Raw genomic sequence first — 24,123 nt, forward strand, 5'->3', positions numbered from 1 at the left:
CCATCCATGAGTGAGGCGAAAGGCGGGCGCGGCGCCCAACTCAAGCACACCGGTCTGCGGCCCGGCTGGACAACCGGTGCCTGCGCGACCGCCGCCACGACGGCCGCGTACACGGCGCTTCTGAGCGGGGACTTCCCGGACCCGGTGACCATCACCCTGCCCAAGGGCGAGACCCCGGCGTTCGCGCTGGCCGTGGAGGAGCTGGCCGACGGGCGGGCGACGGCGGGCGTGGTGAAGGACGCGGGCGACGACCCCGACGTGACGCACGGGGCCCTGGTGCGGGTGACCGTGCGGGCGCTGCCGCCGGGCTCGGGCGTGGTGTTCCGGGCCGGGCCCGGTGTGGGCACGGTGACGCTGCCGGGGCTGCCGCTGGACGTCGGCGAACCGGCGGTCAACCCGGTGCCGCGCCGGATGATCCGGGACCACGTCGCCGAGGTCGCGGCGGCGCACGGCGGGTCCGGGGACGTCGAGGTGACGATCGGCGTGGACGACGGCGAGGAGATCGCCCGCTCCACCTGGAACCCGCGCCTGGGCATCCTGGGCGGGCTGTCGATCCTCGGCACGACCGGGATCGTGGTGCCGTACTCCTGTTCGGCGTGGATCGACTCGATCCGCCGGGGCGTGGACGTGGCGCTCGCGGCCGGGCACACCCATGTCGCCGGGTGCACGGGCTCGACCTCGGAGAAGACGGTGGTCGCCGAGTACGGGCTGCCGGAGATCGCGCTGCTGGACATGGGCGACTTCGCGGGCGCGGTGCTGAAGTACGTACGCCGCCACCCGGTGGACCGGCTCACGATCTGCGGCGGGTTCGCCAAGCTGTCGAAGCTCGCCGCCGGCCATCTGGACCTCCACTCGGGGCGCTCCCAGGTCGACAAGGCGCACCTGGCGGAGCTGGCCCGGCGCGGCGGTGCCGACGAGGCCCTGGCCGCCGGCATCGCCGTGGCCAACACCGGTCTCGCCGCGCTCCAGCTGTGCCAGGCGCGCGGGGTGCCGCTGGGCGATCTGGTGGCCGTGGCCGCGCGGGACGAGGCGCTGTCGGTGCTGCGGGGCGCGCCGGTGGCGGTGGACGTGATCTGCGTCGACCGGGCGGGGAACGTGGTGGGGCGCAGCCCCGTCCGGTGACCCGCCCGGCCGGAAGATCAGCAGCTGTGGCGGTCGCGGGCGGGCGAGTAGAGGTGGCTGTCGTGGAACTGCTCGGCGCCCAGGGTGCGGCCGACCATGATCACGGCGGTGCGGAGGACGCCCGCGTCCTTCACCTGTGCGGCGATGTCGTCCAGGGTGCCGCGCAGGACGAGTTCGTCGGGGCGTGAGGCCATCGCGACGACGGCGGCCGGGCAGTCGGCGCCGTAGTGCGGCAGCAGCTCCTCGACGACGCGGTCCACGTAGCGGGCCGCGAGGTGCAGGACGATCAGTGCGCCGCTGCGGCCGAGCGTCGCCAGGTCCTCGCCCTCGGGCATGGCGGTGGCCCGCTGGGCGATCCGGGTCAGGATGACGGTCTGGCCGACGGTCGGCACGGTCAGCTCCCGCTTGAGGGCCGCCGCCGCGGCGGCGAACGCGGGCACGCCCGGGACGACCTCGTACGGCACGCCCGCCTCGTCCAGGCGCCGCATCTGCTCGTTGACCGCGCTGAACACCGAGGGGTCGCCGGAGTGCAGCCGCGCCACGTCGTGGCCGGCCCGGTGCGCGGCGACGAGTTCGGCGGTGATGGCGTCGATGTCGAGCTGCGCGGTGTCCACCAGGCGGGCGTCGTCCGGGCACTCGGCCAGGAGCTCGCGGGGCACCAGGCTGCCCGCGTACAGGCACACCCGGCAGGCGGCGAGCGTGCGCGCGCCGCGCACCGTGATCAGGTCGGCGGCGCCGGGGCCCGCGCCGATGAAGTACACGGTCATCTGTCGTCTCCTGAGGGTTGTGCGGGGGCCGTTGCGGTGTCCGTGGGCTTGCGTACGGACCACTGGGTGACGGGCATCGCCTGGCGCCAGCCGGTGAACGTGCCGACGGGCACGGCGTGCGCGACGGCGAGGCGGACCAGCTCGCCGCCGTGCGCCTTGTGCCGGGCCGCGAGCAGCGCCTCGGACTCCAGGGTGACCGTGTTGGCGACCAGCCGGCCGCCGGGCGGGAGGGCGGCGAGGCAGGTGTCGAGGAGGCCGGGTGCGGTGAGGCCGCCGCCGATGAACACGGCGTCCGGGGCGGGGAGTCGGTCCAGGCAGTCGGGCGCGCGGCCGGTGACGATCCGGAGGCCGGGCACGCCGAGCCGGTCGGCGTTGGCCGCGATGCGCACCGCGCGGACGGGGTCGCGTTCGACGGTGACCGCCCGGCAGGAGGGGTGGACGCGCATCCACTCGATCGCGATGGACCCGGAGCCGCCGCCGATGTCCCAGAGGAGTTCGCCGGGGGCGGGGGCGAGCACGCCGAGGGTGGCGGCCCGGACGTGGCGCTTGGTCAGCTGTCCGTCGTGCGCGTACGCCTCGTCGGGCAGGCCCGGTACGGCGCCGAGGCGCGGCGTCCCCGGGGCGGTCCGGCACTCGACGGCGACGACGTTGAGCGGGTCCCCGGCGGGGTGGTCCCAGGTGTCCGCCGTGCCCTCGGCGCACGCCTCGTCCTCGCCGCCGAGCTGTTCCAGGACCCGCATGCGGCTGGGCCCGAAGCCGTGGTCGCGCAGCAGTGCGGCGACGGTGCCCGGGGTGGTGGCGTCGGCGCTGAGGACGAGCAGCCGGCGCCCTTCGTGCAGGGCGGCGGCCAGCCGGGCGGCGGGGCGGCCGACGAGGGTGACGACCTCGGTGTCCTCCAGCGGCCAGCCGATGCGGGCGCAGGCGTAGGAGACGGACGAGGGGTGCGGCAGGACGTGCAGCCGTTCAGCGCCCAGGACTTCGGTGAGGGCCCGGCCGATTCCGTAGAACATGGGGTCGCCGCTGGCGAGGACGGCGATGCGGCGGTCCGCGTGCGCGGCGAGCAGGCCGGGGACGGCGGGGCGCAGGGGCGAGGGCCAGGGCACGCGGGTGCCCGCGCACTCCGGTGGCAGGAGGCCCAGTTGCCGGTCGGCGCCGATGAGGACCTGGGCGTCCGTCAGTGCCGCGCGCGCCGGTCCGGTGAGTCCGGCCCATCCGTCGGCGCCGATCCCGACCACGGTGACTGCGGGCGGGCGGGGGTGCTCGGGGGTCACGGACGGTACCTCGGGTCTCGGGGGCTGGCGCACCCGCACTCTACTGGCCGGTCACGGGCGGCCCGCAGGGTGCCTGGGAGCTTCCTCCAGAGGATGCCGCACCTGCCATGTGTTTTCCCATGGAAGGCTGTAAATGCGATGTGATCACCCATACTCTTTGGCACATGCTGTTCTCCATGACTCCTGCCTCCCCCCAGCGGCGCGCCGCTGCGGCCCTCGTCGTCGTGGGCCTGCTCACGCCCCTCACCGCGTGCGGCGGCGACACCGACGACACGAGCACCGGCCTCACCGTCCTCGCCGCGTCCTCGCTCACCGATGTGTTCAAGGAGGCGGGCGCGGCGTACGAGAAGGAGCACCCGGGCACGAAGGTGACGTTCTCCTTCGCCGGATCGCAGGAGCTGGCCGCGCAGGTCGAGCAGGGCGCCCCCGCCGACGTGCTGGTCACGGCCGACACGAAGACGATGGACGGCCTGAGGTCGGACACCGGCACGCCCACGGTCATCGCGAGGAACCGTCTCGTCATCGCGACCGGCAAGGGCAACCCGGAGAAGATCGAGAGCCTCGGGGACCTCGCGGACACCCGGCTGAAGGTGGTCCTCGCCGCGCCCGAGGTGCCGGTGGGCCGGTACAGCGAGCAGATCCTGGACGCGCAGAAGATCACCGTGAAGCCGGTGTCGCAGGAGCCCAACGTGCGCGCGGTGCTCAGCAAGGTAGAACTGGGCGAGGCGGACGCCGGGCTGGTCTACAAAACCGACGTCTCCGCCGCCGCGGGCAAGGTCGGCTCGGTCGACATCCCGGACGAGCAGAACGCCGTCGCCTCGTACCCGGCGGCGACCCTGAAGGCCGGCGAGCACGGCGCGGCGGCCGAGGCGTTCGTCACGTGGCTGTCCTCGCCCGAGGCACGCACGATCCTGACCGGTGCGGGCTTCCAGCAGCCGTAGCGGGGACGAGGAGCACCGATGAACCGACCCCGCGGCCGCGCGCCGCTCCTGCTGGCCCTCCCCGCGCTCCTGGCCGTGGCGTTCCTGCTGCTGCCGCTGGCCGGCATCCTGGCCCGGACCTCATGGGGCGAGCTGGGCACCCACCTCACCGGCGAGGGCACCACCCGGGCGCTGACGCTGTCGCTGGTCGTCTCCGGCTGGGCACTGGCCCTCTCCCTCGTCCTGGGGGTGCCGCTGGCGTGGCTGCTGGCCCGGGTCGACTTCCCCGGCAAGGTCTTCGTCCGCTCACTGGTGCTGCTGCCGATGGTGCTGCCGCCGACGGTCGGCGGGGTCGCCCTGCTCCTCGGCTTCGGCCGCCGGGGGCTGCTGGGGCCGTGGCTGGAGGACTGGTTCGGGATCACGCTGCCGTTCCACACCTCCGGCGCGGTGCTCGCGGCGACCTTCGTCGCCATGCCGTTCCTGGTCATCAGCCTGGAGGGCGCGCTCGGCGGGCTGCGCCCCCGCTACGAGGAGACCGCGGCCTCCCTGGGGGCTTCGCCGCTACGGGTGTTCTTCACGGTCACCCTGCCGATGGTGGCCCCCGGCCTTGCCGCCGGAGCGGCGCTCACCTGGGCGCGGGCGCTCGGCGAGTTCGGGGCGACCATCACCTTCGCGGGCAACCTCCCCGGCACCACGCAGACCCTGCCCCTCCAGGTGTACCTGCTGCTCCAGGACAGCCCGGAGGCCGCGACCTCGGTGTCCCTGCTGCTGCTCGTCATCGCCATGGCGGTGCTGCTCGCGCTGCGGGGGCGGTGGACGGGGAGGCCGCCGGAGCGGACGCGGCGGGAGGCCGGGGACGACGACGCCGTGCCGGTACCCGGGCAGCCCCTCCCGGAGCCGTCCGGTTCGGAGCCCTGTCCCCTCCACGCCGAGGTCACCGGCTTCGACACGCTCACGCTCGACGCGGAGGCCGGGACCACCATCGCCGTCGTCGGCCCCAACGGCGCCGGCAAGACGACCCTGCTGCGCGCCCTGCTCGGCCTCACCCCGCGCGCCCGTGCCCGTCTCCTCCTGGGCGGCACCGACGTCTCCGCCCTGCCCGCCCACCGCCGGGGCGTCGCCTGGGTCCCGCAGGACGGCGCCCTGTTCCCGCACCTGAGCATCCTCGCCAACACCGCTTACGGGCTGCGCGCACGGGGCGTACCGCGCGCCGAGGCCCGCCGCGCCGCGCGGGAGTGGCTGGACCGGCTCGGGGTCGGGCACCTGGCCGCACGCCGCCCCGCCCAGGTGTCCGGCGGCCAGGCACAGCGCGTCGCACTGGCCCGCGCGCTGGCCGCCCGCCCGCGCCTGCTGCTGCTGGACGAACCGCTCGCCGCGCTCGACCAGACGACCCGGTCCCAGGTCCGGCACACCCTGCGCCGCCATCTCGACGGGTTCGGCGGCGTCTGCCTCATCGTGACGCACGACCCCGTGGAGGCCGTCGCGCTCGCCGACCGGGTCCTCGTCCTGGAGGACGGCCGTGCGCTCCAGGACGCCCCGCCCGCCGAGGTGAGCCGGCACCCGCGCTCGCCCTGGGTCGCCCGGATGCTGGGCCGCAACGCCTGGCCCGGCACCGCCACCGCCGACGGCCTGGCGCCCTCGGGCGGCGGTCACCTCGTCGCGGCCGACCCGCTGCCCGCCGGAGCGCCCGCGCTCGCCGTCATCGCGCCCGAGGCCGTCTCCGTACACCGGGAGAAGCCGGGCGGGAGCCCGCGCAACGTGTGGCCGGGGACGGTGCGCGAGATCACGGCGGGCGGGAGCCGGCTCCGGGTGCTGGTGGGCTCGGAGCACGCGCCGGACCTGGTCGCCGAGATCACCCCGCAGGCCGCCGCCGAGCTGTCCCTGGCGGACGGGGTGGCGGTGTGGACCAGCGTGAAGGCGACCGAAGTGACCCTCGTGGCGCTGTGAGCGGGGCTCAGTAGACGTCCCGGACGTACCGCTTGTCGGCGGCGAGCTGCTTCACGTACAGGGCGGCGGCCTCCGGGTCGAGCCCGCCGTGGGCGACGGCGATGTCGCGCAGCGCCCGGTCGACGTCCTTCGCCATCCGGGCCGCGTCGCCGCACACGTAGAAGTGGGCGCCGTCGCGCAGCCAGGACCACAGCTTGGCGCCGTGCTCGCGCATCCGGTCCTGTACGTAGACCTTGGCGCGCTGGTCGCGCGAGAAGGCGGTGTCCAGGCGGGTGAGGGTGCCGTCGGCGAGGAAGGACGTCAGCTCCTCCTCGTAGTAGAAGTCGGTGGCCCGGTGCTGCTCCCCGAAGAACAGCCAGTTGGGCCCGGGGTCTCGGCGGGCCCGGCGCTCCTCCAGGAAGCCGATGAAGGGGGCGACGCCGGTCCCGGGACCGACCATGACCATCGGTGCGTCGGGGCGGGCCGGGGGCCGGAAGTGCGGGGCGCGGCGGACGAAGACCGGGACGCGGGTGTCGGGGCCGGCGTCCGCGAGGAACGGCGAGCAGACCCCGGCGCGCGGGCGGCCGTGGGTGTTCTCGTAGCGGACCACGGAGACGGTCAGGGAGAGACGGTCGGGGTCGGTGAGCGGGCTGGACGATATCGAGTAGAGGCGGGGCTGGAGCGGTTTGAGGATGCCGGCCCACTCGTCGGGGGTGGCCTTGACCGGGTACTCGGCGAGGACGTCCACGGCCTGGCGGCCCCAGGACCAGCGGGCCAGCTCGCCCTTGTTGTCGGGCCTCAGCATCTTCTTCAGGTCCCGGTCGCCGGTGCGTTCGGTGACGAAGCCGAGCAGGGCCGGGGTCAGGCGGGTGATGTCCAGGCGGGTGCGGAGCGCGTCGCCGAGCCGGAGGCCGCCGAGGCCGCCGGCCGTGATCTCGGCGTCATCGTCCAGGCCGGTGACGGAGAGCCATTCGGCCACCAGGTCCGGGTGGTTGACGGCGTGGACGCCGAGCGCGTCACCGGCCGCGTAGTCGAGGGCGGTCCCGGTGCCGCTGGTGTCGAAGGTGAACCGGCGGACCTCCTTGCCGGAGCCGGGCAGCCCGAGCAGCCGGTTGCCGGCCAGCCGGGCGGTGACGGGGGCCGGCTTCGGGGTGCGGACCGGGGTGGGCGCCGGGGCGGCCGGGGGCGCGGGGGCCGGTGCGGTGGGCGGGGCGGTGAGGCCGGCGAGGACCTGGTCGAGCCAGCTCAGCGCGGACGGTTCGTAGTCGGGTTCGCAGTCGGTGCGCGGGGCGAGGCGGACGGCCCCCAGCTCGTCCAGGCGCCGGTCGAGCCGCCGCCCGTGCCCGCAGAAGTCGTCGTACGAGGAGTCGCCGAAGGCCAGGACGGCGTACCGCCTGCCGTCCAGGGGCGGGAGGTCCGCCGCCGTCAGGGCCTCCCAGAACCCGGAGCCGTTGTCGGGCGCGTCGCCGTCCCCGAAGGTGCTGGTGATCAGGAGGAGGTCGGCGGCGGGCGGCAGGGCGCGCGGGTCCGCCTGGTCCATGCCCAGGAGCCGGGCGCGGTGGCCCGTGGCGGTGAGCCGGTCGGCGGTGGCGACGGCGAACTCCTCGGCGTTGCCGGTCTGCGAGGCCCACAGCACGACGACCTCGCGGCCGGGACCGTCGGCGGGGACGGGCGCGGGCTCGTCGGCGGGCGGCCCGGTGCGCGAGTACATGCCGGCCAGGACGCCGTTCACCCAGCGCGCGTGCTCGGCGCTGAAGGGTGCCCCGGGCGGCAGGACGGGGACGCCGGGGGCGCCCAGGGGCAGCCCGGCGAGGAAGCCGACGAGGTACTGGCGCTCGTGCTCGGCGAGGACCGGGGGCGGGGTGGTGTCCAGGCCGAAGACGGCGGCGGTCCCGGGGGACGCCGGGGTCGCGGTCTCCACAGGTGCCGCGACGGGAACGGGCGCCGCCGCCACCTTCGTCAGCGTCACCGCGCACACCTTGAACTCCGGCTGGTACGAGACCGGGTCCACGGCGTCGCCGGTCACCGCGTTGACGCTGAGGTACTCGCCGAACAGGTCGTTCCAGTGGAAGGGCGCGAAGCAGCAGCCCGGCGCCACCCGGTCGGTGACCACGGCCGGCAGCACGGCCCGTCCGCGCCGTGACTCGACCTCCACCGAGTCGCCCTCCGCGAGCCCGAGACGTTCCGCGTCCTCGGGGTGCACCTCCACGAACGGGCCGGGGTTCAGCCGGTTGAGCCTGTCGACCTTGCCGGTCTTGGTGAGGGTGTGCCACTGGTGCTGGACCCGGCCGGTGTTGAGCAGGAAGGGGTAGTCGTCGTCCGGCATCTCGGCCGCCGGGACGTGGGGGCGGGCGAAGAAGCGGGCGCGTCCGGTCGGGGTCGGGAAGACCGGTCCGCCGCCGTCCGGGGTGAGGTAGCGGACGGGGTTGCGGTCCGGGCCGTCGGCGGTGGGCGCGGGCCACTGGACGGGGGCGGTGCGCAGCCGTTCGTACGTCACGCCCCGCAGGTCGTAGCCGGTGCGGGGGTTGGCGGCGCGCTTGAGCTCCTCGAAGACCTCCTCGGCGCTGTCGTACGTGAAGGCGTCCTCGTACCCCATGGCGCAGGCGATACGGGCGATGATCCGCCAGTCCGCGAGGGCTTCGCCGGGTGGTTCGACGGCCGGGCGGGCCAGGGTGAGGCTGCGTTCGCTGTTGACGAGTACGCCCTCCGTCTCGGTCCACAGGGCGCCGGGCAGGACGACGTCGGCGTAGGCGTTGGTCTCGGTGTCGGCGAACACGTCCTGGGTGATGACGAGTTCGGCGGCCTCCAGCGCCTCGATGACGGTGCGGCGATTGGCGACGGAGGCGACGGGGTTGGTGCAGATGATCCAGCACGCCTTGATGTCACCGGCCGCCATCCGCTCGAACATCTCGACCGTGCCCCGGCCGCACTCGTCCTCGCGGAGGGTGCCGGGGGCGAGGCCCCACAGCTCCTCGGTGAAGGCGCGGTCCTCGTCGTCCAGGAGGGAGCGCTGACCGGGCAGGCCGGGGCCCATGTAGCCCATCTCGCGCCCGCCCATGGCGTTGGGCTGGCCGGTGAGCGAGAGCGGGCCGCTGCCGGGGCGGCAGATCGCGCCGGTCGCCAGGTGGAGGTTGATCAGCGCGTTGGTGTTCCAGGTGCCGTGGGTGGACTGGTTGAGCCCCATCGTCCAGCAGCTCGTCCACTCCCCCGCCTCCCCGATCCACCGGGCGGCCTGTCGCAGGTCGTCCTCCGGGACGCCGGTGATCTCCGCGACGGCGGCGGGCGGGTAGTCGGCCAGGAATTCCGGCATCTCCTCCCAGCCCTCGGTGTGCGCGGCGATGAACGCGGGGTCGGTGTGCCCGTTGGCGTGCAGCAGGTGCAGGAGGCCGTTGAGGAGGGCCAGGTCGGTGCCGGGGTTGACGCGCAGGAAGAGGTCGGCCTTGTCGGCGGTGGCGGTGCGCCGGGGGTCCACGACGATCAGCTTGGCGCCGGCCTTGACGCGGTCCAGGAGGCGCAGGAAGAGGACCGGGTGGCAGTCGGCCATGTTGGAGCCGATGACGAGGAAGACGTCCGCGCGGTCCAGGTCGTCGTAGGAGCCGGGCGGCCCGTCGGCACCCAGCGACAGCTTGTAGCCGCTGCCCGCGCTCGCCATGCACAGCCGCGAGTTGGACTCGACGCGGTTGGTGCGGACGAACCCCTTGGCCAGCTTGTTCGCGAGGTACTGCGCCTCCAGGCCCAGCTGCCCGGACACGTAGAACGCGACGGCGTCCGGTCCGTGCGTGTCGATGACCGCCCGCAGCCGCCGCGCGGTGGACGCGACCGCCTCGTCCACGCCCACCGGCACGGGCTCCGCGCCGCGCTCCGGCCGCACCAGGGCGGTGGTCAGCCGGCCGGGGGCGGCGAGCAGGTCGGCGGTGGTCGCGCCCTTGGTGCAGAGCCGCCCCGCGTTGGCGGGGTGGGCCTTGTCGCCGGACGCCTTGAGGACCGTACGGCGTCCGTCGGGCCCTGCGGCGATGTCGAGGACCATGCCGCAGCCCACCCCGCAGTACGAGCAGACCGTACGGACCTGAGTGGCGTCGGCCGACGAGCTCTGTGGGGGCACCGGGGAGACCTTCCGTGAATCGGATCGTGCTCCGACGGTAGGAAGGCGCCGTTACGCCGGTGTGGCACCGGCCGATCATGGGCGGTAACGCTCGTCGCACACCGGGCGGGCCGCCGGTGTGAGAAGACCGGCCGGTCAGGTCTCCTCGGTGAGCTGTTCGTCCAGGTCGTCGAAGAGCAGTTCCGCATGGTCGACCTGCCCGGTCCGGTACGCGGAGCGGGCGACCAGGTGCGCGGCGACCGGGCCGGTCAACAGCTGGAAGAAGCCGATCAGCGCCAGCGTCGCCAGGTCCATGCCGCTGCGCAGCCGCAGCGCGACCCCGGCGAGCACGATGAGCATGCCGAGCGCCTGCGGTTTGGTCGCGGCATGGCTGCGGGAGAGGACGTCCGGCAGGCGCAGCATGCCGATGACGCCGAGCAGGCAGACCGCCGCTCCGAGCAGCACCAGCGCCGCGCCCGCCGTGTCCAGGATCTGGAGCCAGACGCTCATGGCCTCTCCTCCCCGCCGTTCCGGGCCCGCTCCCCGTGCGCATGGCCCGGGGGCCGGTCGCGCACGGCGATGAAGCGCGCGATGCCGACCGAGCCGGTGAAGCCGAGGAACGCCAGGACCAGCATGATCGGGAAGTAGAACGGGTCGCGGGCGAAGGCGGACTTGGCGCCGAGACCGGCGATGATCAGCGCGGCGCAGACGTCCAGGGCGATGGCCCGGTCCAGCATCGACGGACCGCGCCAGATGCGCGCGAGCAGCAGCGCGCCGGCGACGACGGTCACGACGACCGCTGCGATGAGCAGGACCCGGTCCACGGTCTCCGGCGCGCTCATGTGCCCTCCTTCCGGCCGCCCGGCCGCTCGCCGGTGTCCGGCGGGTCCGGGGGCGGGGCGGCGACCCGCTCGATCTCGTCACGGGTGCCGAAGGCCCGTACCATCAGCTCCTCCATGCGCCATACGGACCGCCTGGCTGCCGCCAGCTCGGCCGGCCGGCCGTCCAGAACGTGCACGAAGACGGTGGCGGTGGCGCGGCGCACCTCGACGACCGAGCTGTCGGGCACGTTGGACACCCCGACGGCGGTCGCGGTGAGCATGAGGTCGGAGCGGCAGCGCAGCGGTACGGCGATGACGGCCGCCCGGCGGGGCTGCCGGCCGTGGATCTGCCGGGTGACCTTCATGCCGGAGGTGTACATGTCGTACAGCAGATAGCCGGCGAGCCGCAGGATGCCCCAGGGGTGCAGCCGCAGCCCCAGGTCGACCTTGGGCAGCGGGAAGGCCAGGCAGACGACCACCGCGACCACGGCCCCGGTCAGCAGGTTCGCCCAGTTCAGGCTGGACCAGAGCAGCACCCAGATGACGGTGAGCCAGGCGATCAGCGGCAGGTCGAGCACCCTCCGGTGCCGGGCGCCGAACGCGGCGCTGAACGGCGGCAGGTCCTTGTTCCGGAAGGAGAGGGTGACGAGGCGTTTCACGGGCCCAGCACCTCCTGGGTGTACGGCGTGCGGGCGAGGAGTTCGGCGGCGGCGCGGTCGGTGTACGAGGTGAGCGGGCCGGCGAACACGGTGAAGGCGAGGCCGAGTCCGACCGCGGCGGCCGTCGCCCAGGTCATCGGGCGGGGCAGCACGCTGGTGGTGGTGACGGCGTGGCCGTGGAGGGTGGCGGCGACGGCGAGCCCGGCGGGCTGGTGGCGGACGCGGACGCCCTCGTCGCCGGTGCCCGCCATCCGGTCCGGGCCCTCGTCGGCGTCGTCGTCGTCGCTGTCGTCGTCGGACTCCAGGACGGTGCCGGCGGCGGCCTGGCCCGGGGGCGCGGCCCGCCAGAAGGCGAGGTTCCAGACCTTGGCCATCACGTACAGCGTCAGCAGGCTGGTCGCGGTCGCGCCGGCGACGAGAATCCAGGCCCACACCCCGCCGTCGGCGACGCCGGCGCGCATGAGGCCCAGCTTGCCGATGAAGCCGGACAGCGGCGGGATGCCGGCGAGGTTCATCGCGGGCACGAAGAAGAGGACGGCGAGGGCGGGGGCGGCCCGGGCGATGCCGCCGATCCGGGTGAGTTCGGTGGTGCCGGTCCGGCGTTCGATCAGGCCGGCGACCAGGAACAGCGTGGTCTGGACGGTGATGTGGTGGACGACGTAGACGATCGCTCCGCCGTACGCGTCCCGGGTGGCGAGGCCGATGCCGAAGACCATGTAGCCGATGTGGCTGATGAGGGTGAAGGAGAGCAGCCGCTTGAGGTCGGTCTGGGCGACGGCCCCCAGGATGCCGACGATCATCGAGGCGAGGGCGGCCGCCATCAGCAGGTCGCCGAGCCGGTTGCCGGGGAAGAGCAGGGTCTCGGTGCGCAGCATGCAGTAGACGCCGACCTTGGTGAGCAGCCCGGCGAAGACGGCGGTGACGGGGGCGGGCGCGGTCGGGTAGGAGTCGGGGAGCCAGGCGGCGAGCGGGAAGACGGCCGCCTTGATGGCGAAGACCGTCAGCAGCATGGCCTGGATCAGGGTCTGGACGCCCAGGGGGAGCGTGCCCAGGCGCTCGGCGAGCTGGGCGAAGTTGGCGGTGCCGGTCGCCGCGTACGTCATGGCGATGGCGGTCAGGAAGAGCATCGAGGAGAACAGCGAGATGATCACGTAGGTGGAGCCCGCCCGGATGCGCGGACCGGTGCCGCCGAGGGTCAGCAGGACGAAGCTGGCGACGAGCATGATCTCGAAGCCGACGTACAGGTTGACCAGGTCCCCGGCGAGGAAGGTGCACGAGACCCCGGCGACCAGGATCAGGTACGCGGGGTGGAAGACGGCGACGGGCGTCTCCTCGTCCCGGTCCGCCATGCCCTGGCCCAGGGAGTAGACCAGGACGCACAGGGTGACGGCGGAGGAGACCGTCAGCATCAGCCCGGAGAGCCGGTCGGCGACCAGGGTGATGCCGAGCGGCGGCGCGAAGTCCCCGAGGTGCACGGAGAGCGGACCGTCGGTGTCGGCGGCGATCATCAGGGTGACCGAGAGGCCGAGCACGGCGGTGAGCACGGCGACGCTGATGAGGCGCTGGATCTGCTTGAGCCGGGTGCCGAAGGCGAGGCTCAGGCCGGTCGCGCAGAGCGGCAGCAGCACCGGCAGCGGGACGAGGGCGTTCATCCGGTGCCTCCCGGGTCGTGGGTTCCGGGCCCGTGCGGGTCCTCGGCGCTCTTCGCGTAGTCCTCGGGGTCCGCGCCGAGGACGTCGTGCCACAGGTCGCCGGTGGCGTCGCGGCCCCTGGCCTGGAGGGCGCGGTCGGCGCGCAGCCGGGCCCGGAGGCGGCGGCGTTCGGCGCGGTAGGCGCGGCGCGCCTCGGCGCTGCGGTCGCCGTCGGCCCGGAACCGCGCGCGCAGTTCGTCGCGTTCGTCCAGCACCTCGGCGCGCAGGACGATGCGGCGGTCCTCCAGGTCGTCGTGGACCTCGTCGGTGCCGGTCAGCTGGTGACCGCGGTAGGCCATGGCGAGCAGGAACGCGGTAGTGGCCAGGGTGATGACGATCGCGGTGAGCGCGATGGCCTGGGGGAGCGGGTCGGTGACCCGGCCGAGGTCGACGCCGTACAGCAGCGGTTCGCGGCCCGCCCGGCCGGTGGCGGACAGGATGAACAGGTTGATGCCGTTGCCGGCGATGACCGCGCCGAGCAGGATGCGGGTGAGGGGCCGGGTCAGCATGAGGATGCCGCCGACCGCGCAGAGGACCGCCGCGGTGGCCAGGAGCGAGGCGCTGACGGTCACGGGGTGGCCTCCCCCGGCTCGGGTCCGGCCCGGCGGGCGGCGGCCTTCTCGGCGGCGGCGCGCTCGATCTGCCGGTCGATCTTGGCGCCGAGGGCCCGCACGATGTCGAGGACGACGCCGAGGACCAGCAGGTAGACGCCGCAGTCGAAGATGACCGGGGTGCCGAACTCGAAGTCGCCGACGAGCGGCCAGTGGCCGTGATAGGTCCAGGCGTGCAGGACCGTTCCGTCGGAGAGGCCGATCAGGGCCACGCCGGTGGAGACGAAGAGGCCGAGCCCGGTGAACAGGCCGGGTTGCAGGGGCGCGGCCTCGGCGAGTTCGAAGCGCCCGCCCGCGAGATAGCGGGTGATCAGGGCGAGGCCGGCGACCAGTCCGCCGACGAAGCCGCCGCCCGGCATGTTCTCGGCGCAGAACAGCAGGTAGACCGAGAGCACCAGGATCGGGTGGAACAGCAGCCGCGTCACCACCTCGAAGACGACGGACCGGTGCTCGGGGGCGAGCGTGGCGCCGGCCGCCAGCCAGCCGCGCTCGGGCGCCCCCTCGTCCCCCTGGGGCACCCCGGTCAGCGGCTCGGCGGTCACGGACCAGGCGGTGCGGTCCCGCGTCTCGGCGGGCGCGGCCGTCCCTTCGGCGCGGCGGTGCAGGTAGATGAGGCTGGTGACGCCGATCGCCGCGGCGGCGAGTACGGCGGACTCCCCCATGGTGTCCCAGGCCCGGAGGTCGACGAGGATGGTGGCGACGACGTCCTTGAGGCCGTGGTGCTCGGTCTCCTCGACCATGGCGGCGCCCGCCGGGGACGCGGTGCGCGCGGCGGCAGCGACCCAGACCACCACGCCGAGCGTCGCGGCGGCGGCCAGGGCGACCGGGATGCGCACGGCCCGCCGCCAGGTGCTGACGGACTCCTGGAAGTGGACCGGCATCCGCCGCAGGACCAGCACGAACACGATCATCGACACGGTTTCGACGCAGAACTGGGTGAGCGCCAGGTCCGGGCCGCCCTGGACGACGAACAGCAGGGCGGTCCCGTAGCCGGTGAGACCGGCCAGCACGACAGCCTTCATGCGGCGTCTGACGGTGAGGCAGAGGAGGGCCGCCGCACAGGTGAGGGCGGCGACGGCGCCCTGGAGCGGGACGTCCCAGAGCCGGGGCGCGGAGGCGCCCTGCCAGGGGCGGTCGGCGACGAGCACGGCGAGCTGTCCGGCGAGCATCACCAGCAGGGTCGTGGCGAGGTACACCGAGAGCGAGCCGCGCTGGACGAAGCCGGTGGCCTGGAGGGAGAGGCGTTCCAGGCCCAGGAGCAGCTGGCCGAAGACGCCGTCGGCGGTGGGCCAGGCGATGCGCCGGGAGAGCCGGGCGACCCGGTCGCGCGCGGCGAAGAGGACCGCGCCGCCCGCGGTGGCGGCGGCGGAGAGGAGGAGGGCGGTGCCCCAGCCGTGCCAGAGCGCGAGGTGGTAGGGGTGGGCGGGGGCCGGGAAGGCGTCGGCGTAGGCGCTGAGCAGCCGGTCGGTCCAGCCGACGCCGGGACCGAGGACGAGCCCGCAGAGGGCGAGCGCGGCGGGCGCGGCGAGGAAGGCCGGGCCGACCCGGTGCACGGGGGTGTCGGCGACCCCCGGTTTGCGCAGGAAGCCGCCCCAGATGAACCGGGCGGTGTACGCCACGGTGAGCGCCGAGCCCGCGACCGTGATGCCGAGCGCCCAGCGGTCCGCCGTGCCGCCGTGCAGCAGCGCCTCGAACGCCGACTCCTTGGCGGCGAAGCCGAGCAGCGGGGGCAGGGCGGCCATGGAGGCGGCGGCGAGCACGGCGACGGCGCACACCTGGGGCAGGGCGCGTCCGACGCCGGAGAGCTTGCGCAGGTCGCGGGTGCCGGCGGCGTGGTCCACGATGCCGGTGACGAGGAAGAGCGGGGCCTTGAAGAGGGCGTGGCCGAGGATCATCACGGCGGCGGCGAGTGCGGCGTCGCGGTTGCCGACACCCGCGAGGAGGGTGAGGAAGCCGAGCTGGCTGACGGTGCCGTACGCCAGGACGATCTTCAGGTCGTGCAGTCTGAGGGCGCGCCAGCCGCCGAGGAGCATGGTCGCGGCGCCGAAGACCATGACCACGGGCCGCCAGCCGGGCACGTCGGCGAAGGCGGGGGCGAGCCGGGCGATCAGATAGACCCCGGCCTTGACCATCGCGGCGGCGTGCAGATAGGCGCTGACGGGGGTGGGCGCGGCCATGGCGTTGGGCAGCCAGAGGCTGAACGGCCAGACCGCCGACTTGGACAGGGCCCCGCACAGGATGAGCAGTACGGCGGCCTGGACGGCGGCGGTCGCCTGCGGCGGGTCGGCGAGGATCGCGGAGATGCGGTAGGTGCCGGCCTGCTGACCGACGATCAGGAAGCCGATGAGCATGGCGAGGCCGCCGAGCGTGGTGACGGTCAGCGCCTGGAGGGCGGAGCGTCTGCTGTGGCGCTGCTCGCTGTCGTACCCGATGAGGAGGTACGAGAAGACGGTGGTGAGTTCCCAGAAGACGTAGAGGGAGATCAGGTCGTCGCTGAGCACGAGGGCGAGCATCGCCCCGGCGAACGCGAGGAGGTTCCCGGCGAAGCCGGCCAGCCGGGGTGTCGTGTCGCTGAAGTAGGAGGCGCAGTAGAGCAGGACGAGCGTGCCGACGCCGGACGCGAGCAGCACCATGAGTTCGGCGAGCGCGTCGAGGCGGAGGTCCACGGAGACGCCGTAGTCGGGCATCCAGGCCCAGGACCAGTCGACCGAGGAGCCCGAGGCGGCCGTCTCCCACCGGGTGAACGCCCAGCAGGTGGTGGCGGCGGGCGGCAGCGCGAGGACGAGGAAGGCGCGCGCGCCCAGCCGTCGCACCAGCGGACGGGCGAAGGCCGCGAGGACGAAGTGGGCGACGATGAGCGCGATCATGCGGCGGGGCTGGGGGGTGCGGCGGCGGGCGGCGGGGTCTGCGGGGCTACCGAGCGGACAGAGGGCACTAAATACAGATATATCCCCGGCGCCGCTTCACCCGTCCGACCCGCCGCACCCCGGGCGGCCCGTCACATCGGAGGGGGCGTCACCGCGATATGGCGATCATGTGCTCGACAGATGTTGAACATGTGATCCCACTTCCTTTTCTTTTTTGCACTGTGACTACTATCTATCCGTCCTGGTTCTCAATGGATTTGACCGGCCGTGAGGTCGGTACCACGTCAAGGAGCATGCCCTGCGCACGCGCGCGTCACGGCGGAGCAGCTCGACCACAATGGCGCTGCGGACGGCCCTGCTCGTACTGGCCGTCGTCCCCGGTGTTGCCCTGGCCGCCCTCTGGGCCGTCACCAGTGGTCAGACTCTGCTCGACTTCCAGAAGCAAGCGGCTCAAGGGCAGTTGGCCCAGAAGGCCGGCCAGCCGTCCAACATCGTGTACTACAACCTCCAGGAGGAACGGCGGCTCAGCGCCGAGGTGCTGGCCCGCAAGGGAGGGGCGAGCGACGCGCTGCGCAAGCAGCGCAAGCTGACCGACAAGGCGATCACCAGCTTCCAGTCGCTGTCCGACACCGACACCGACGACGCCCCCGGCGAGGTACGGGACGCGGTCGGCGAGGCCCGGACGGCGATCACCCAACTCCCGGCCCAGCGGGCGCTCGTGGACGAGGGCGACAACGACCAGCAGAAGGCCGTGTACCGCTACTACACGGACCTGATCGCCGTCGACCTGAGGCTCTTCACGGCCCTCAGCCATGTCGACAACGGCCGGATCACCACGATCTCGCAGCCGCTGGTCGACCTGTTCTGGGCCAAGGAGATGATCTCCCGCTCGGACGCCCTGCTCGCCCGGGGGTGGACGAAGGGCCGGCTGAGCACCGCGGACCTCCAGGAGGTCCGGCGGGCCGTCTCCGCCCAGTCGTTCCAGTACACGACCAAGGTCGTCCCGTATCTCCCGGCCGACGAGAAGGCCGCCTGGCAGGAGGTCTTCGGCTCTGCCGCCTGGAAGGCCAAGGCCCGGGTGGAGGCCCAGGTGCTGCGCCCGGCCGACCCGGACGCGTCCGGCTCCGTCGCCCTCGGCGCGAAGGAGGCGGACTGGCGCGGGGCGATGGACGAGCTCACGCCCCAGCTGGTCGAACTGATGGAGGCCCGCACCGACGTGGTGGTCGCGGAGGGCAAGGACAGTGTCATCTCCCTCCTGATCAAGGTCGTCCTGACCACGGTCGTCGGCCTCGCCGCCGTCGTCGCGGTCATCTGGTTCACCTGGCGGCTCTCCCGGAACCTGCGCCGCCGGATCAGCCGGCTCCAGGAACGGGCCGAGGAGCTGGAGAAGGCCCTGCCCGACGTGGTCGAACGGCTCGGCAAGGGTGAGCGCATCGACGTCGAGGCCGAGGCCCGGGCGATCGGGGACGGCGGCGAGCCCGGCGCGACGGACGAGCTGGCCCAGCTCGGCCACGCGCTCGACCTGGCCCGCACCAGCGCCCTGCGCGCCGCCGTCGACCAGGCCGACCAGCACCGCGGCTTCGAACGGCTGCTCCAGCGCATCGCCCGCCGCACCCAGCAGCTCATCGGCCAGCAGCTGAAGAAGCTGGACGAGCTGGAGCGCAAGCACGAGGACCCCGAGGTGCTGGACGGCCTCTTCGACCTCGACCACCTCACCGCCCGCCTGCGGCGGTACGAGGAGAACCTGGTGATCCTCGCGGGCGGCTCCCCGCACCGGCGGTGGCGCAAGCCCGTACCGCTGCTGGACGTCATGCGCTCCGCCCAGGGCGAGGTGCAGGACTACCAGCGGGTGGTGCTGGACCTGGACGGCTCCCCGTGGCTCGCCGCCCGGGCCGTGGGACCCGTCTCGCACGTGCTGGCGGAGCTGATCGAGAACGCCCTCACCTTCTCCCGGCCGCCCAGCCCCGTCGAGGTCAGGGCCGCCCAGGTGAGCCGGGGCCTGGCCATCGAGGTCGAGGACCGCGGGCTCGGCATGGAGGAGGACCAGCTCGCCGCGGCCAACGAGCTGATGAGCCGGCCGCCCCGGATGGACGTGCTGGCCCACGCCGACGACATCCGCCTCGGTCTGTACGTGATCGCGCGCCTCGCCGACCAGCACGGGCTGCGGGTGGAGTTCCGCCGGTCGGCGTTCGGCGGTACCCGGGTCGTCGTGCTGGTCCCGGACGCGCTCACCGTGCCCGGCCCGCACGCCGGTCCGGTGGCCGTCCCCGCCCCCGAGGCACAGGAGCCCGTCCAGGCCCCGGCCCCGCTCCGGGACACCGACGCGCTGCCCAGCCGGGGCCGGGGCAGGGCACTCGCCGGGGTCACCGCCCTGCACACGCCGGCCGCGCCCGCACCGGAACCCGTGCCCGCACCGGAACCCGCACCCGAGGGCCCGTACGACGGTACGGACGGGCACGCGTACGGGCACCGGGACGACACGTTCGGGGGTGTCCGGCAGGACGACGCCGCGTACCAGGGCGCGTACCCGGACGGCGGACAGCCGTACATGACGGCCCAGGGGCAGTACCCGGTCGCGCACCAGGCGTACCCGGAGCCCGCGGAGCCGTACGGCGCTCCGCGGCAGCCCTACCCGGACACGTATCTGACGGGCGAACTGGACGCGGACGGCTTCCCGGTGTCCCTGCCCCCGCAGCCGGAACCGGCCGCGGGGCACCCGGGTCACATCGGGCACCCGGGGCACGCCGGGCACCCGGGGCACGCCGGGCACGCCGCCCAGCCCACGCAGCAGCCGGTACAGCCCGCACAGCTCCCGGAGCCCGCGCCGGGGCCGGGCCTTCCGGCCGGGGCCGCCGGGGAGCCGCCGTTGCCGCGCCGGGTGCGTCAGGCCAGCCTCGCCGACGAACTGCGGGTCGACCCGTCCGCACCGGCCGCCGCGGCCCGGCCGCGGGTCAGGGCCGAGGACCCGCCGCCCCGGACCGCACCGCACCGCGCGGGCGCGGCCATCGGAGCCTTCCAGCGCCGCTCCCGCGCCGCCCGCGTCACCGACGAGCCGCCGACGCAGCCCGACCTCACGAGAGAAGAACGGACATGACACGCACAACCGCCACTCGCCAGGATCTCGACTGGCTCCTCGACGGTCTGGTCGACTCGGTGGCCGAGACCATCAACGCCGTCCTGCTCTCGGACGACGGGCTGGTGGTGAGCCACTCGCGCACCATCGCGCGGCCCGACGCCGAGCGGCTGGCCGCGATCTGCACCGGGCAGCAGAGCCTGGCCCGCGGTGTGGGCCAGCTCTTCAACGGCGGTGGCGTCCACCAGGTGATCGTCGAACTGGCGGACCTGTGGCTCTTCATCATCTCGGCGGGCCAGGGCACCCACCTGGCCGTCATCGCCTCCCAGGAGGTGGACGCCGAGATCATGTCGCTCGCCATGCACAACCTCGTACTCCAGGTCGGCCAGAAGCTCAGCACCCCGGCGCGGGACGACTTCGACGCCTTCGGCGCCGGGGACAGGCCGCGGGCGTGACCGGCCACTGGCCTTACGGGCAGGGGGATTTCGAGGACGACGGCGAGGACGCCGCGGGAACGATGGTGCGCCCGTACACCATCACCCGCGGCAGGACGGCCCCCGACCGGGACGACCTCACCCTCATCACCGTGCTCACGACCGCGCACGATCCGCGGGACGAGCACGGCGCGGCGGCCCGCCCGGGCCGGCTCCAGCCGGAGCACCGGCTGATCCTGGACCGCTGCCGGCGGCCCGCGGCGGTCGCCGAGGTCGCCTCGGACCTCGACCTGCCGATCTCGGTGACCAAGATCCTTCTGGCGGACCTGGTCGCCACCGGCCTCCTGATCGCCCGGGCCCCGCTCTCGGTGGCCCGGGCGTCCGGCGGCGCCGACATGGGCGTACTGGCCGCTGTTCGCGACGGACTCCGGAGACTCTGACCCAAGATGACCACCAGTCAGGCGGCGCCCGCCGCCGTCAAGATCCTAATAGCCGGCGGCTTCGGCGTCGGCAAGACCACCCTCGTGGGGGCCGTCAGCGAGGTCGCCCCGCTGCGCACCGAGGAGCTTCTCACCACGGCCAGCATCGGCGTGGACGACCTGGCCGGCGTCGGCCAGAAGGACACGACGACCGTGGCCCTGGACTTCGGCCGGATCACGGTCAGCCAGGACCTGGTCGTCTACCTGTTCGGCACACCGGGCCAGGAGCGCTTCTGGTTCATGTGGAACGACCTGGTCAACGGGGCCCTGGGCGGGGTCGTGATCGCCGACACCCGACGGCTGGAGAGCAGCTTCGCCTCGATCGACTTCTTCGAGAGCCGGGACATCCCGTTCGTCGTCGCGATCAACTGCTTCTACGGGCACAACACCCGCACCACGGACGAGATCAGGGCCGCCCTGGACCTGGACCCGCACGTGCCGCTGCTGGTCGGCGACGTACGCGAGCGGCCGTTCGGCCGGGACGTGCTGCTGGCCCTCGTGGACCACCTGATGAGCCTGCCCGTGGCGGCGGGCTGATCCCGGCCCGCCCCTCCCCTTCCCTCACTTTCTCGCTCTGGAGAGATCCGACATGGCAACACCTCTGCGCGTCCTGATCCACGGCGGCGGCATCGGCGGGCTGACGCTCGCCACCGCCCTGGCCCGTCGGGGCCACACCGTCGAGGTGGCCGAGCTCCGCGACGAGCTCGACGCCCTCGGCGTCGGCATCATCCAGCCGTCGAACGCCCTGCACGTGATGCGGGAGATCGGGGTGCTGGAGGAGTGCCTGGCGGCGGGCTTCGAGTGGGAGGTGCTGACCATCGCGGACCCGGCCGGCAACACCCTGGCCGAGATACCGCAGCCGCGCATGGGCGACGCCCCGTCCAACAACGGCATCCCCCGCCCCGCGCTGGCCCGGGTGCTGAACGCGGCGGCCACCGCGGCCGGTGCGAAGATCCGGTTCGGCGCGACCATCACCGAGCTCATCGACGACGGCGACGGCGTGGACGTCACCCTGTCCGACGGCTCGGCCGGCCGCTGGGACCTCGTCGTCGGCTTCGACGGCATCGGCTCGCCGCTGCGCACCCGGCTGTACGGGGACCGCTACACCCCCCAGTACACCGGCTTCGCCAACTGGCGCGTCACCGTGCCCCGCCAGGAGCAGGTGCGGGGTGTCGTGATGGGCACCGCGGGTCAGGCCGCGAAGGCGCTGCTCACCCCGATCACCGACGAGCTGATGTACCTGGGCTCGGTCTTCGCGGAGGCCGAGGACTTCCGGCCGGACCCTTCGAGCGCGCACGAGCAGCTGAAGGAGCGGCTGGCGATGTTCTCGGGGCCGGTCGCCGAGGCGCTGGCCGCGGTCACCGGGCCGGAGGCGGTCGTCTACTCCCGGATCTCCCAGGTGACGGTCGAGGAGCCGTGGCACGTGGGCCGGGTGGTCCTGGCCGGTGACGCCGCGCACGCGAGCACCCCGCACATCGCGCAGGGCGCGGCGATGGCCGTGGAGGACGCGCTGGTGCTCGCCGAGTCGCTGGACGCCGAGGCGGACGTCGACGCGGCGCTGGACGCGTGGGAGGCCCGTCGCCGTCCGCGTGCCATGTGGGTGCAGGCCATGTCGCGTGCGGTGCTGAAGCAGGAGACGGGCGGGGAGACCACGCCGGAGGAGGACGAGCTGCTGAAGACCGGCATCCCGGGCGCGGCGCACGTGCTGGTGCAGCCGTACTGACGCGCTTCGTCACGCCCCCGCCGGGCCCGGCCTCCGGGACCGGCGGGGGCGTGAGCCGTTCAGGGCAGGACCGCCGTCCCGTCGAGCTCGACCAGGGCCTGTTCGTCCCAGAGCCGGGCCGCCCCGATGACCGCCATGGCCGGGTAGTCGCGGCCGGCCAGCCGGCGCCAGATCCGGCCCAGTTCCGGGGCGTGGGCCCGGTAGTCGGCGACGTCGGTGGCGTACACCGTGACCCGGGCCAGGTCCGCCGGCGAGCCGCCCGCCGCGCGCAGGGCGGTGAGCAGGTTGCCCAGCGCGGTCGTGAACTGCTCGGGCAGGGTGTCGCCGACGACCGCGCCGTGCTCGTCCAGGGCGGTCTGCCCGGCCAGGAACACGAGCCGGCCGCCGGTCGCGGTGACCGCGTGCGAGAAGCCGGAGGCGGGCGAGAGTTCGTGCGGGTTGATGCGGTGGATCGGGCTCATGCGGTCGGCTCCCGGTTCACGTACAGCTCCTTGGCGATGATCGTGCGCTGGACCTCGCTGGCGCCCTCGTAGATGCGCGGGGCGCGGACCTCCCGGTAGAGGTGTTCGAGCAGGTGGCCGCGTCGCAGGGCGCGGGCGCCGTGCAGCTGGACGGCGGTGTCCACGACGTACTGCGCGGTCTCCGTCGCGTACAGCTTCGCCATCGCGGCCCTGCGCGGCACCCCGGGCTCCCCGGCGTCGTGGGCGGCGGCGGCCGCGTAGACCAGCAGCCGGGCGGCCTCGGTGCGGGTGGCCATCTCGGCGACCTGGTGCGACACCGCCTGGAGGGCGGACAGGGGCGCACCGAAGGCGGTCCGGGTCGCGGTGTGCTCCACGGTGGCGTCGAGCGCGGCCCGGGCCATCCCGAGGGCGAAGGCGCCGACGCTGGGGCGGAAGAGGTTCAGGGTGTCCATGGCGACCGCGAAGCCCCGGTCCGGCTCGCCGAGCAGGTCGTCGGGGGTGACGCGGACCCCGTCGAAGGCCAGGGCCCCGATCGGGTGCGGGGAGAGCATGTCCAGGGCGGTGCCGGTCAGCCCCGGGCGGTCGGCGGGGACCAGGAACGCGGTGACGCCACGGGAGCGGGCGCCCGGGGTGGTGCGGGCGAAGACCGTGTAGAAGTCGGCCTCCGGCGCGTTGGAGATCCAGCACTTCTCGCCGGTCAGCCGCCAGCCGCCGGAGTCCGGGGCCGCGTCGAGCGCGAGGGCTCCCGCGTCGGAGCCGGCGCCGGGCTCGCTGAGCGCGAAGGCGGCGACGCAGCGGCCCGCGCGGACCCCGGGGAGCCATCGCTCGCGCTGGGCGGGGGTGCCCGAGCGGAGCACGGGGAAGGCGCCGAGGCCCTGGAGCGCCAGGGCGGTCTCAGCCTCGGTGCAGCCCCGGGCGAGCGATTCGCGCAGCAGGCAGAGGTCCAGGGCGCCCGAGCCGAACAGCCGGTCGAGGAGGCCCAGTCCGCCGAGGGCGGCGAGCAGCGGGCGGTTGACGTGCCCCTGGTCGCCCTCGGCGGCGAGCGGGGCGAGCCGGTCACGGGCCAGGGTGCGCAGCTCCTCGCACCAGGCGGACTGTGCCGGATCGAGCGAGAATGCCGTCATACCGGCGCCTCTCTGGTCGAATCTGATCAAAAATTTTCAAATCGATGGCACCTGAGCATCTTTATCGCGGACCGTTGACTACCGTCACCCAAA

Annotated in this window: 19 protein-coding genes; 8 read left to right on the top strand and 11 right to left on the bottom strand. The window is 73.9% G+C overall.

From position 1 onward, the window contains the following. The first annotated feature begins 6 nt into the window (after window positions 1–6). Window positions 7–1,122: a cobalt-precorrin-5B (C(1))-methyltransferase gene (locus tag ACFUJY_RS05285; protein ID WP_383294783.1), complete on the top strand. Its 1,116-nt coding sequence runs from the start codon at window positions 7–9 to the stop codon at window positions 1,120–1,122. A 17-nt stretch (window positions 1,123–1,139) separates the two neighbouring features. Here ACFUJY_RS05285 and cobM read toward each other — a convergent pair whose 3' ends face one another. Further along, window positions 1,140–1,889, bottom strand: coding sequence for a precorrin-4 C(11)-methyltransferase (gene cobM / locus ACFUJY_RS05290; RefSeq protein ID WP_383294786.1), 750 nt, complete (start codon window positions 1,887–1,889; stop codon window positions 1,140–1,142). Next, window positions 1,886–3,160 carry a precorrin-6y C5,15-methyltransferase (decarboxylating) subunit CbiE gene (cbiE, locus tag ACFUJY_RS05295; protein WP_383294789.1) on the bottom strand — a complete coding sequence of 425 codons (1,275 nt, stop codon included), beginning with the start codon at window positions 3,158–3,160 and terminating at the stop codon, window positions 1,886–1,888. The genes cobM and cbiE overlap by 4 nt, the downstream gene beginning before the upstream one ends. A 176-nt stretch (window positions 3,161–3,336) precedes the next feature. On the opposite strand from cbiE, the gene modA reads away from it, so the two are divergent. Further along, window positions 3,337–4,101: a molybdate ABC transporter substrate-binding protein gene (gene modA, locus ACFUJY_RS05300; protein WP_383294792.1), complete on the top strand. Its 765-nt coding sequence runs from the start codon at window positions 3,337–3,339 to the stop codon at window positions 4,099–4,101. Window positions 4,102–4,119: 18 nt separating this feature from the next. Next, entirely contained in the window at window positions 4,120–6,027 is a 1,908-nt protein-coding gene (locus ACFUJY_RS05305) for an ABC transporter permease (protein ID WP_383294794.1), read from the top strand. Between the two features lie 7 nt (window positions 6,028–6,034). Here the strand turns inward: ACFUJY_RS05305 and ACFUJY_RS05310 are convergent, their stop codons facing one another. The 7 genes from ACFUJY_RS05310 to ACFUJY_RS05340 all read right to left on the bottom strand — a co-directional run bounded on the left by ACFUJY_RS05310 (window position 6,035) and on the right by ACFUJY_RS05340 (window position 16,736). After that, window positions 6,035–10,108, bottom strand: coding sequence for a molybdopterin-dependent oxidoreductase (locus ACFUJY_RS05310; protein ID WP_383294796.1), 4,074 nt, complete (start codon window positions 10,106–10,108; stop codon window positions 6,035–6,037). Between the two features lie 135 nt (window positions 10,109–10,243). Continuing rightward, window positions 10,244–10,597 carry a monovalent cation/H(+) antiporter subunit G gene (gene mnhG / locus ACFUJY_RS05315; RefSeq protein WP_383294799.1) on the bottom strand — a complete coding sequence of 118 codons (354 nt, stop codon included), beginning with the start codon at window positions 10,595–10,597 and terminating at the stop codon, window positions 10,244–10,246. After that, a complete protein-coding gene (locus ACFUJY_RS05320) occupies window positions 10,594–10,929 on the bottom strand; it encodes a monovalent cation/H+ antiporter complex subunit F (protein ID WP_383294802.1) in 336 nt (111 codons plus the stop codon). Before ACFUJY_RS05320 ends, mnhG begins: the two co-directional genes overlap by 4 nt. Further along, window positions 10,926–11,567 (bottom strand): Na+/H+ antiporter subunit E, encoded by a 642-nt coding sequence (locus tag ACFUJY_RS05325; protein WP_383294805.1) that lies wholly within the window; start codon window positions 11,565–11,567, stop codon window positions 10,926–10,928. The genes ACFUJY_RS05320 and ACFUJY_RS05325 overlap by 4 nt, the downstream gene beginning before the upstream one ends. After that, complete coding sequence (locus ACFUJY_RS05330) at window positions 11,564–13,219, bottom strand: Na+/H+ antiporter subunit D (RefSeq protein ID WP_383294808.1); 1,656 nt, start codon at window positions 13,217–13,219, stop codon at window positions 11,564–11,566. Before ACFUJY_RS05330 ends, ACFUJY_RS05325 begins: the two co-directional genes overlap by 4 nt. Beyond that, window positions 13,216–13,830 carry a Na(+)/H(+) antiporter subunit C gene (locus ACFUJY_RS05335; RefSeq protein ID WP_383294811.1) on the bottom strand — a complete coding sequence of 205 codons (615 nt, stop codon included), beginning with the start codon at window positions 13,828–13,830 and terminating at the stop codon, window positions 13,216–13,218. The genes ACFUJY_RS05330 and ACFUJY_RS05335 overlap by 4 nt, the downstream gene beginning before the upstream one ends. Further along, window positions 13,827–16,736, bottom strand: a complete 2,910-nt coding sequence (locus tag ACFUJY_RS05340; protein WP_383294813.1) for a Na+/H+ antiporter subunit A — start codon at window positions 16,734–16,736, stop codon at window positions 13,827–13,829. The genes ACFUJY_RS05335 and ACFUJY_RS05340 overlap by 4 nt, the downstream gene beginning before the upstream one ends. Before the next feature lie 337 nt (window positions 16,737–17,073). Between ACFUJY_RS05340 and ACFUJY_RS05345 the strand changes: the two genes are divergently transcribed. The 5 genes from ACFUJY_RS05345 to ACFUJY_RS05365 are packed head-to-tail and all read left to right on the top strand — an operon-like array spanning window position 17,074 to window position 22,445. Continuing rightward, window positions 17,074–19,830, top strand: coding sequence for a nitrate- and nitrite sensing domain-containing protein (locus ACFUJY_RS05345; RefSeq protein ID WP_383294815.1), 2,757 nt, complete (start codon window positions 17,074–17,076; stop codon window positions 19,828–19,830). After that, window positions 19,827–20,264: a roadblock/LC7 domain-containing protein gene (locus ACFUJY_RS05350; protein WP_383294818.1), complete on the top strand. Its 438-nt coding sequence runs from the start codon at window positions 19,827–19,829 to the stop codon at window positions 20,262–20,264. The genes ACFUJY_RS05345 and ACFUJY_RS05350 overlap by 4 nt, the downstream gene beginning before the upstream one ends. Beyond that, window positions 20,261–20,683: a DUF742 domain-containing protein gene (locus tag ACFUJY_RS05355; RefSeq protein ID WP_383294820.1), complete on the top strand. Its 423-nt coding sequence runs from the start codon at window positions 20,261–20,263 to the stop codon at window positions 20,681–20,683. Before ACFUJY_RS05350 ends, ACFUJY_RS05355 begins: the two co-directional genes overlap by 4 nt. 6 nt (window positions 20,684–20,689) lie before the next feature. Beyond that, window positions 20,690–21,259, top strand: coding sequence for an ATP/GTP-binding protein (locus tag ACFUJY_RS05360; RefSeq protein WP_383294823.1), 570 nt, complete (start codon window positions 20,690–20,692; stop codon window positions 21,257–21,259). A 52-nt stretch (window positions 21,260–21,311) separates the two neighbouring features. Then, window positions 21,312–22,445 carry an FAD-dependent monooxygenase gene (locus tag ACFUJY_RS05365; protein WP_383294826.1) on the top strand — a complete coding sequence of 378 codons (1,134 nt, stop codon included), beginning with the start codon at window positions 21,312–21,314 and terminating at the stop codon, window positions 22,443–22,445. Between the two features lie 59 nt (window positions 22,446–22,504). Here the strand turns inward: ACFUJY_RS05365 and ACFUJY_RS05370 are convergent, their stop codons facing one another. Both ACFUJY_RS05370 and ACFUJY_RS05375 read right to left on the bottom strand, forming a co-directional pair. Further along, entirely contained in the window at window positions 22,505–22,906 is a 402-nt protein-coding gene (locus ACFUJY_RS05370) for a RidA family protein (RefSeq protein WP_383294829.1), read from the bottom strand. Continuing rightward, window positions 22,903–24,030 (bottom strand): acyl-CoA dehydrogenase family protein, encoded by a 1,128-nt coding sequence (locus tag ACFUJY_RS05375; RefSeq protein WP_383294832.1) that lies wholly within the window; start codon window positions 24,028–24,030, stop codon window positions 22,903–22,905. Before ACFUJY_RS05375 ends, ACFUJY_RS05370 begins: the two co-directional genes overlap by 4 nt. Window positions 24,031–24,123 lie beyond the last annotated feature (93 nt).

It is taken from the genome of Streptomyces sp. NPDC057249 (genome assembly GCF_042669245.1).
Taxonomy (GTDB): domain Bacteria; phylum Actinomycetota; class Actinomycetes; order Streptomycetales; family Streptomycetaceae; genus Streptomyces.

Bases quoted from the DNA above. Each gene is read 5' to 3' on its own strand.
- ACFUJY_RS05360 (WP_383294823.1), top strand. From the start codon at position 20,690: ATGACCACCAGTCAGGCGGCGCCCGCCGCCGTCAAGATCCTAATAGCC.
- ACFUJY_RS05320 (WP_383294802.1), bottom strand. From the start codon at position 10,929: ATGAGCGCGCCGGAGACCGTGGACCGGGTCCTGCTCATCGCAGCGGTC.
- ACFUJY_RS05330 (WP_383294808.1), bottom strand. From the start codon at position 13,219: ATGAACGCCCTCGTCCCGCTGCCGGTGCTGCTGCCGCTCTGCGCGACC.
- ACFUJY_RS05345 (WP_383294815.1), top strand. From the start codon at position 17,074: ATGGCGCTGCGGACGGCCCTGCTCGTACTGGCCGTCGTCCCCGGTGTT.
- ACFUJY_RS05375 (WP_383294832.1), bottom strand. From the start codon at position 24,030: ATGACGGCATTCTCGCTCGATCCGGCACAGTCCGCCTGGTGCGAGGAG.
- ACFUJY_RS05285 (WP_383294783.1), top strand. From the start codon at position 7: ATGAGTGAGGCGAAAGGCGGGCGCGGCGCCCAACTCAAGCACACCGGT.
- ACFUJY_RS05365 (WP_383294826.1), top strand. From the start codon at position 21,312: ATGGCAACACCTCTGCGCGTCCTGATCCACGGCGGCGGCATCGGCGGG.
- modA (WP_383294792.1), top strand. From the start codon at position 3,337: ATGACTCCTGCCTCCCCCCAGCGGCGCGCCGCTGCGGCCCTCGTCGTC.
- ACFUJY_RS05350 (WP_383294818.1), top strand. From the start codon at position 19,827: ATGACACGCACAACCGCCACTCGCCAGGATCTCGACTGGCTCCTCGAC.
- cobM (WP_383294786.1), bottom strand. From the start codon at position 1,889: ATGACCGTGTACTTCATCGGCGCGGGCCCCGGCGCCGCCGACCTGATC.
- ACFUJY_RS05340 (WP_383294813.1), bottom strand. From the start codon at position 16,736: ATGATCGCGCTCATCGTCGCCCACTTCGTCCTCGCGGCCTTCGCCCGT.
- mnhG (WP_383294799.1), bottom strand. From the start codon at position 10,597: ATGAGCGTCTGGCTCCAGATCCTGGACACGGCGGGCGCGGCGCTGGTG.
- ACFUJY_RS05370 (WP_383294829.1), bottom strand. From the start codon at position 22,906: ATGAGCCCGATCCACCGCATCAACCCGCACGAACTCTCGCCCGCCTCC.
- ACFUJY_RS05305 (WP_383294794.1), top strand. From the start codon at position 4,120: ATGAACCGACCCCGCGGCCGCGCGCCGCTCCTGCTGGCCCTCCCCGCG.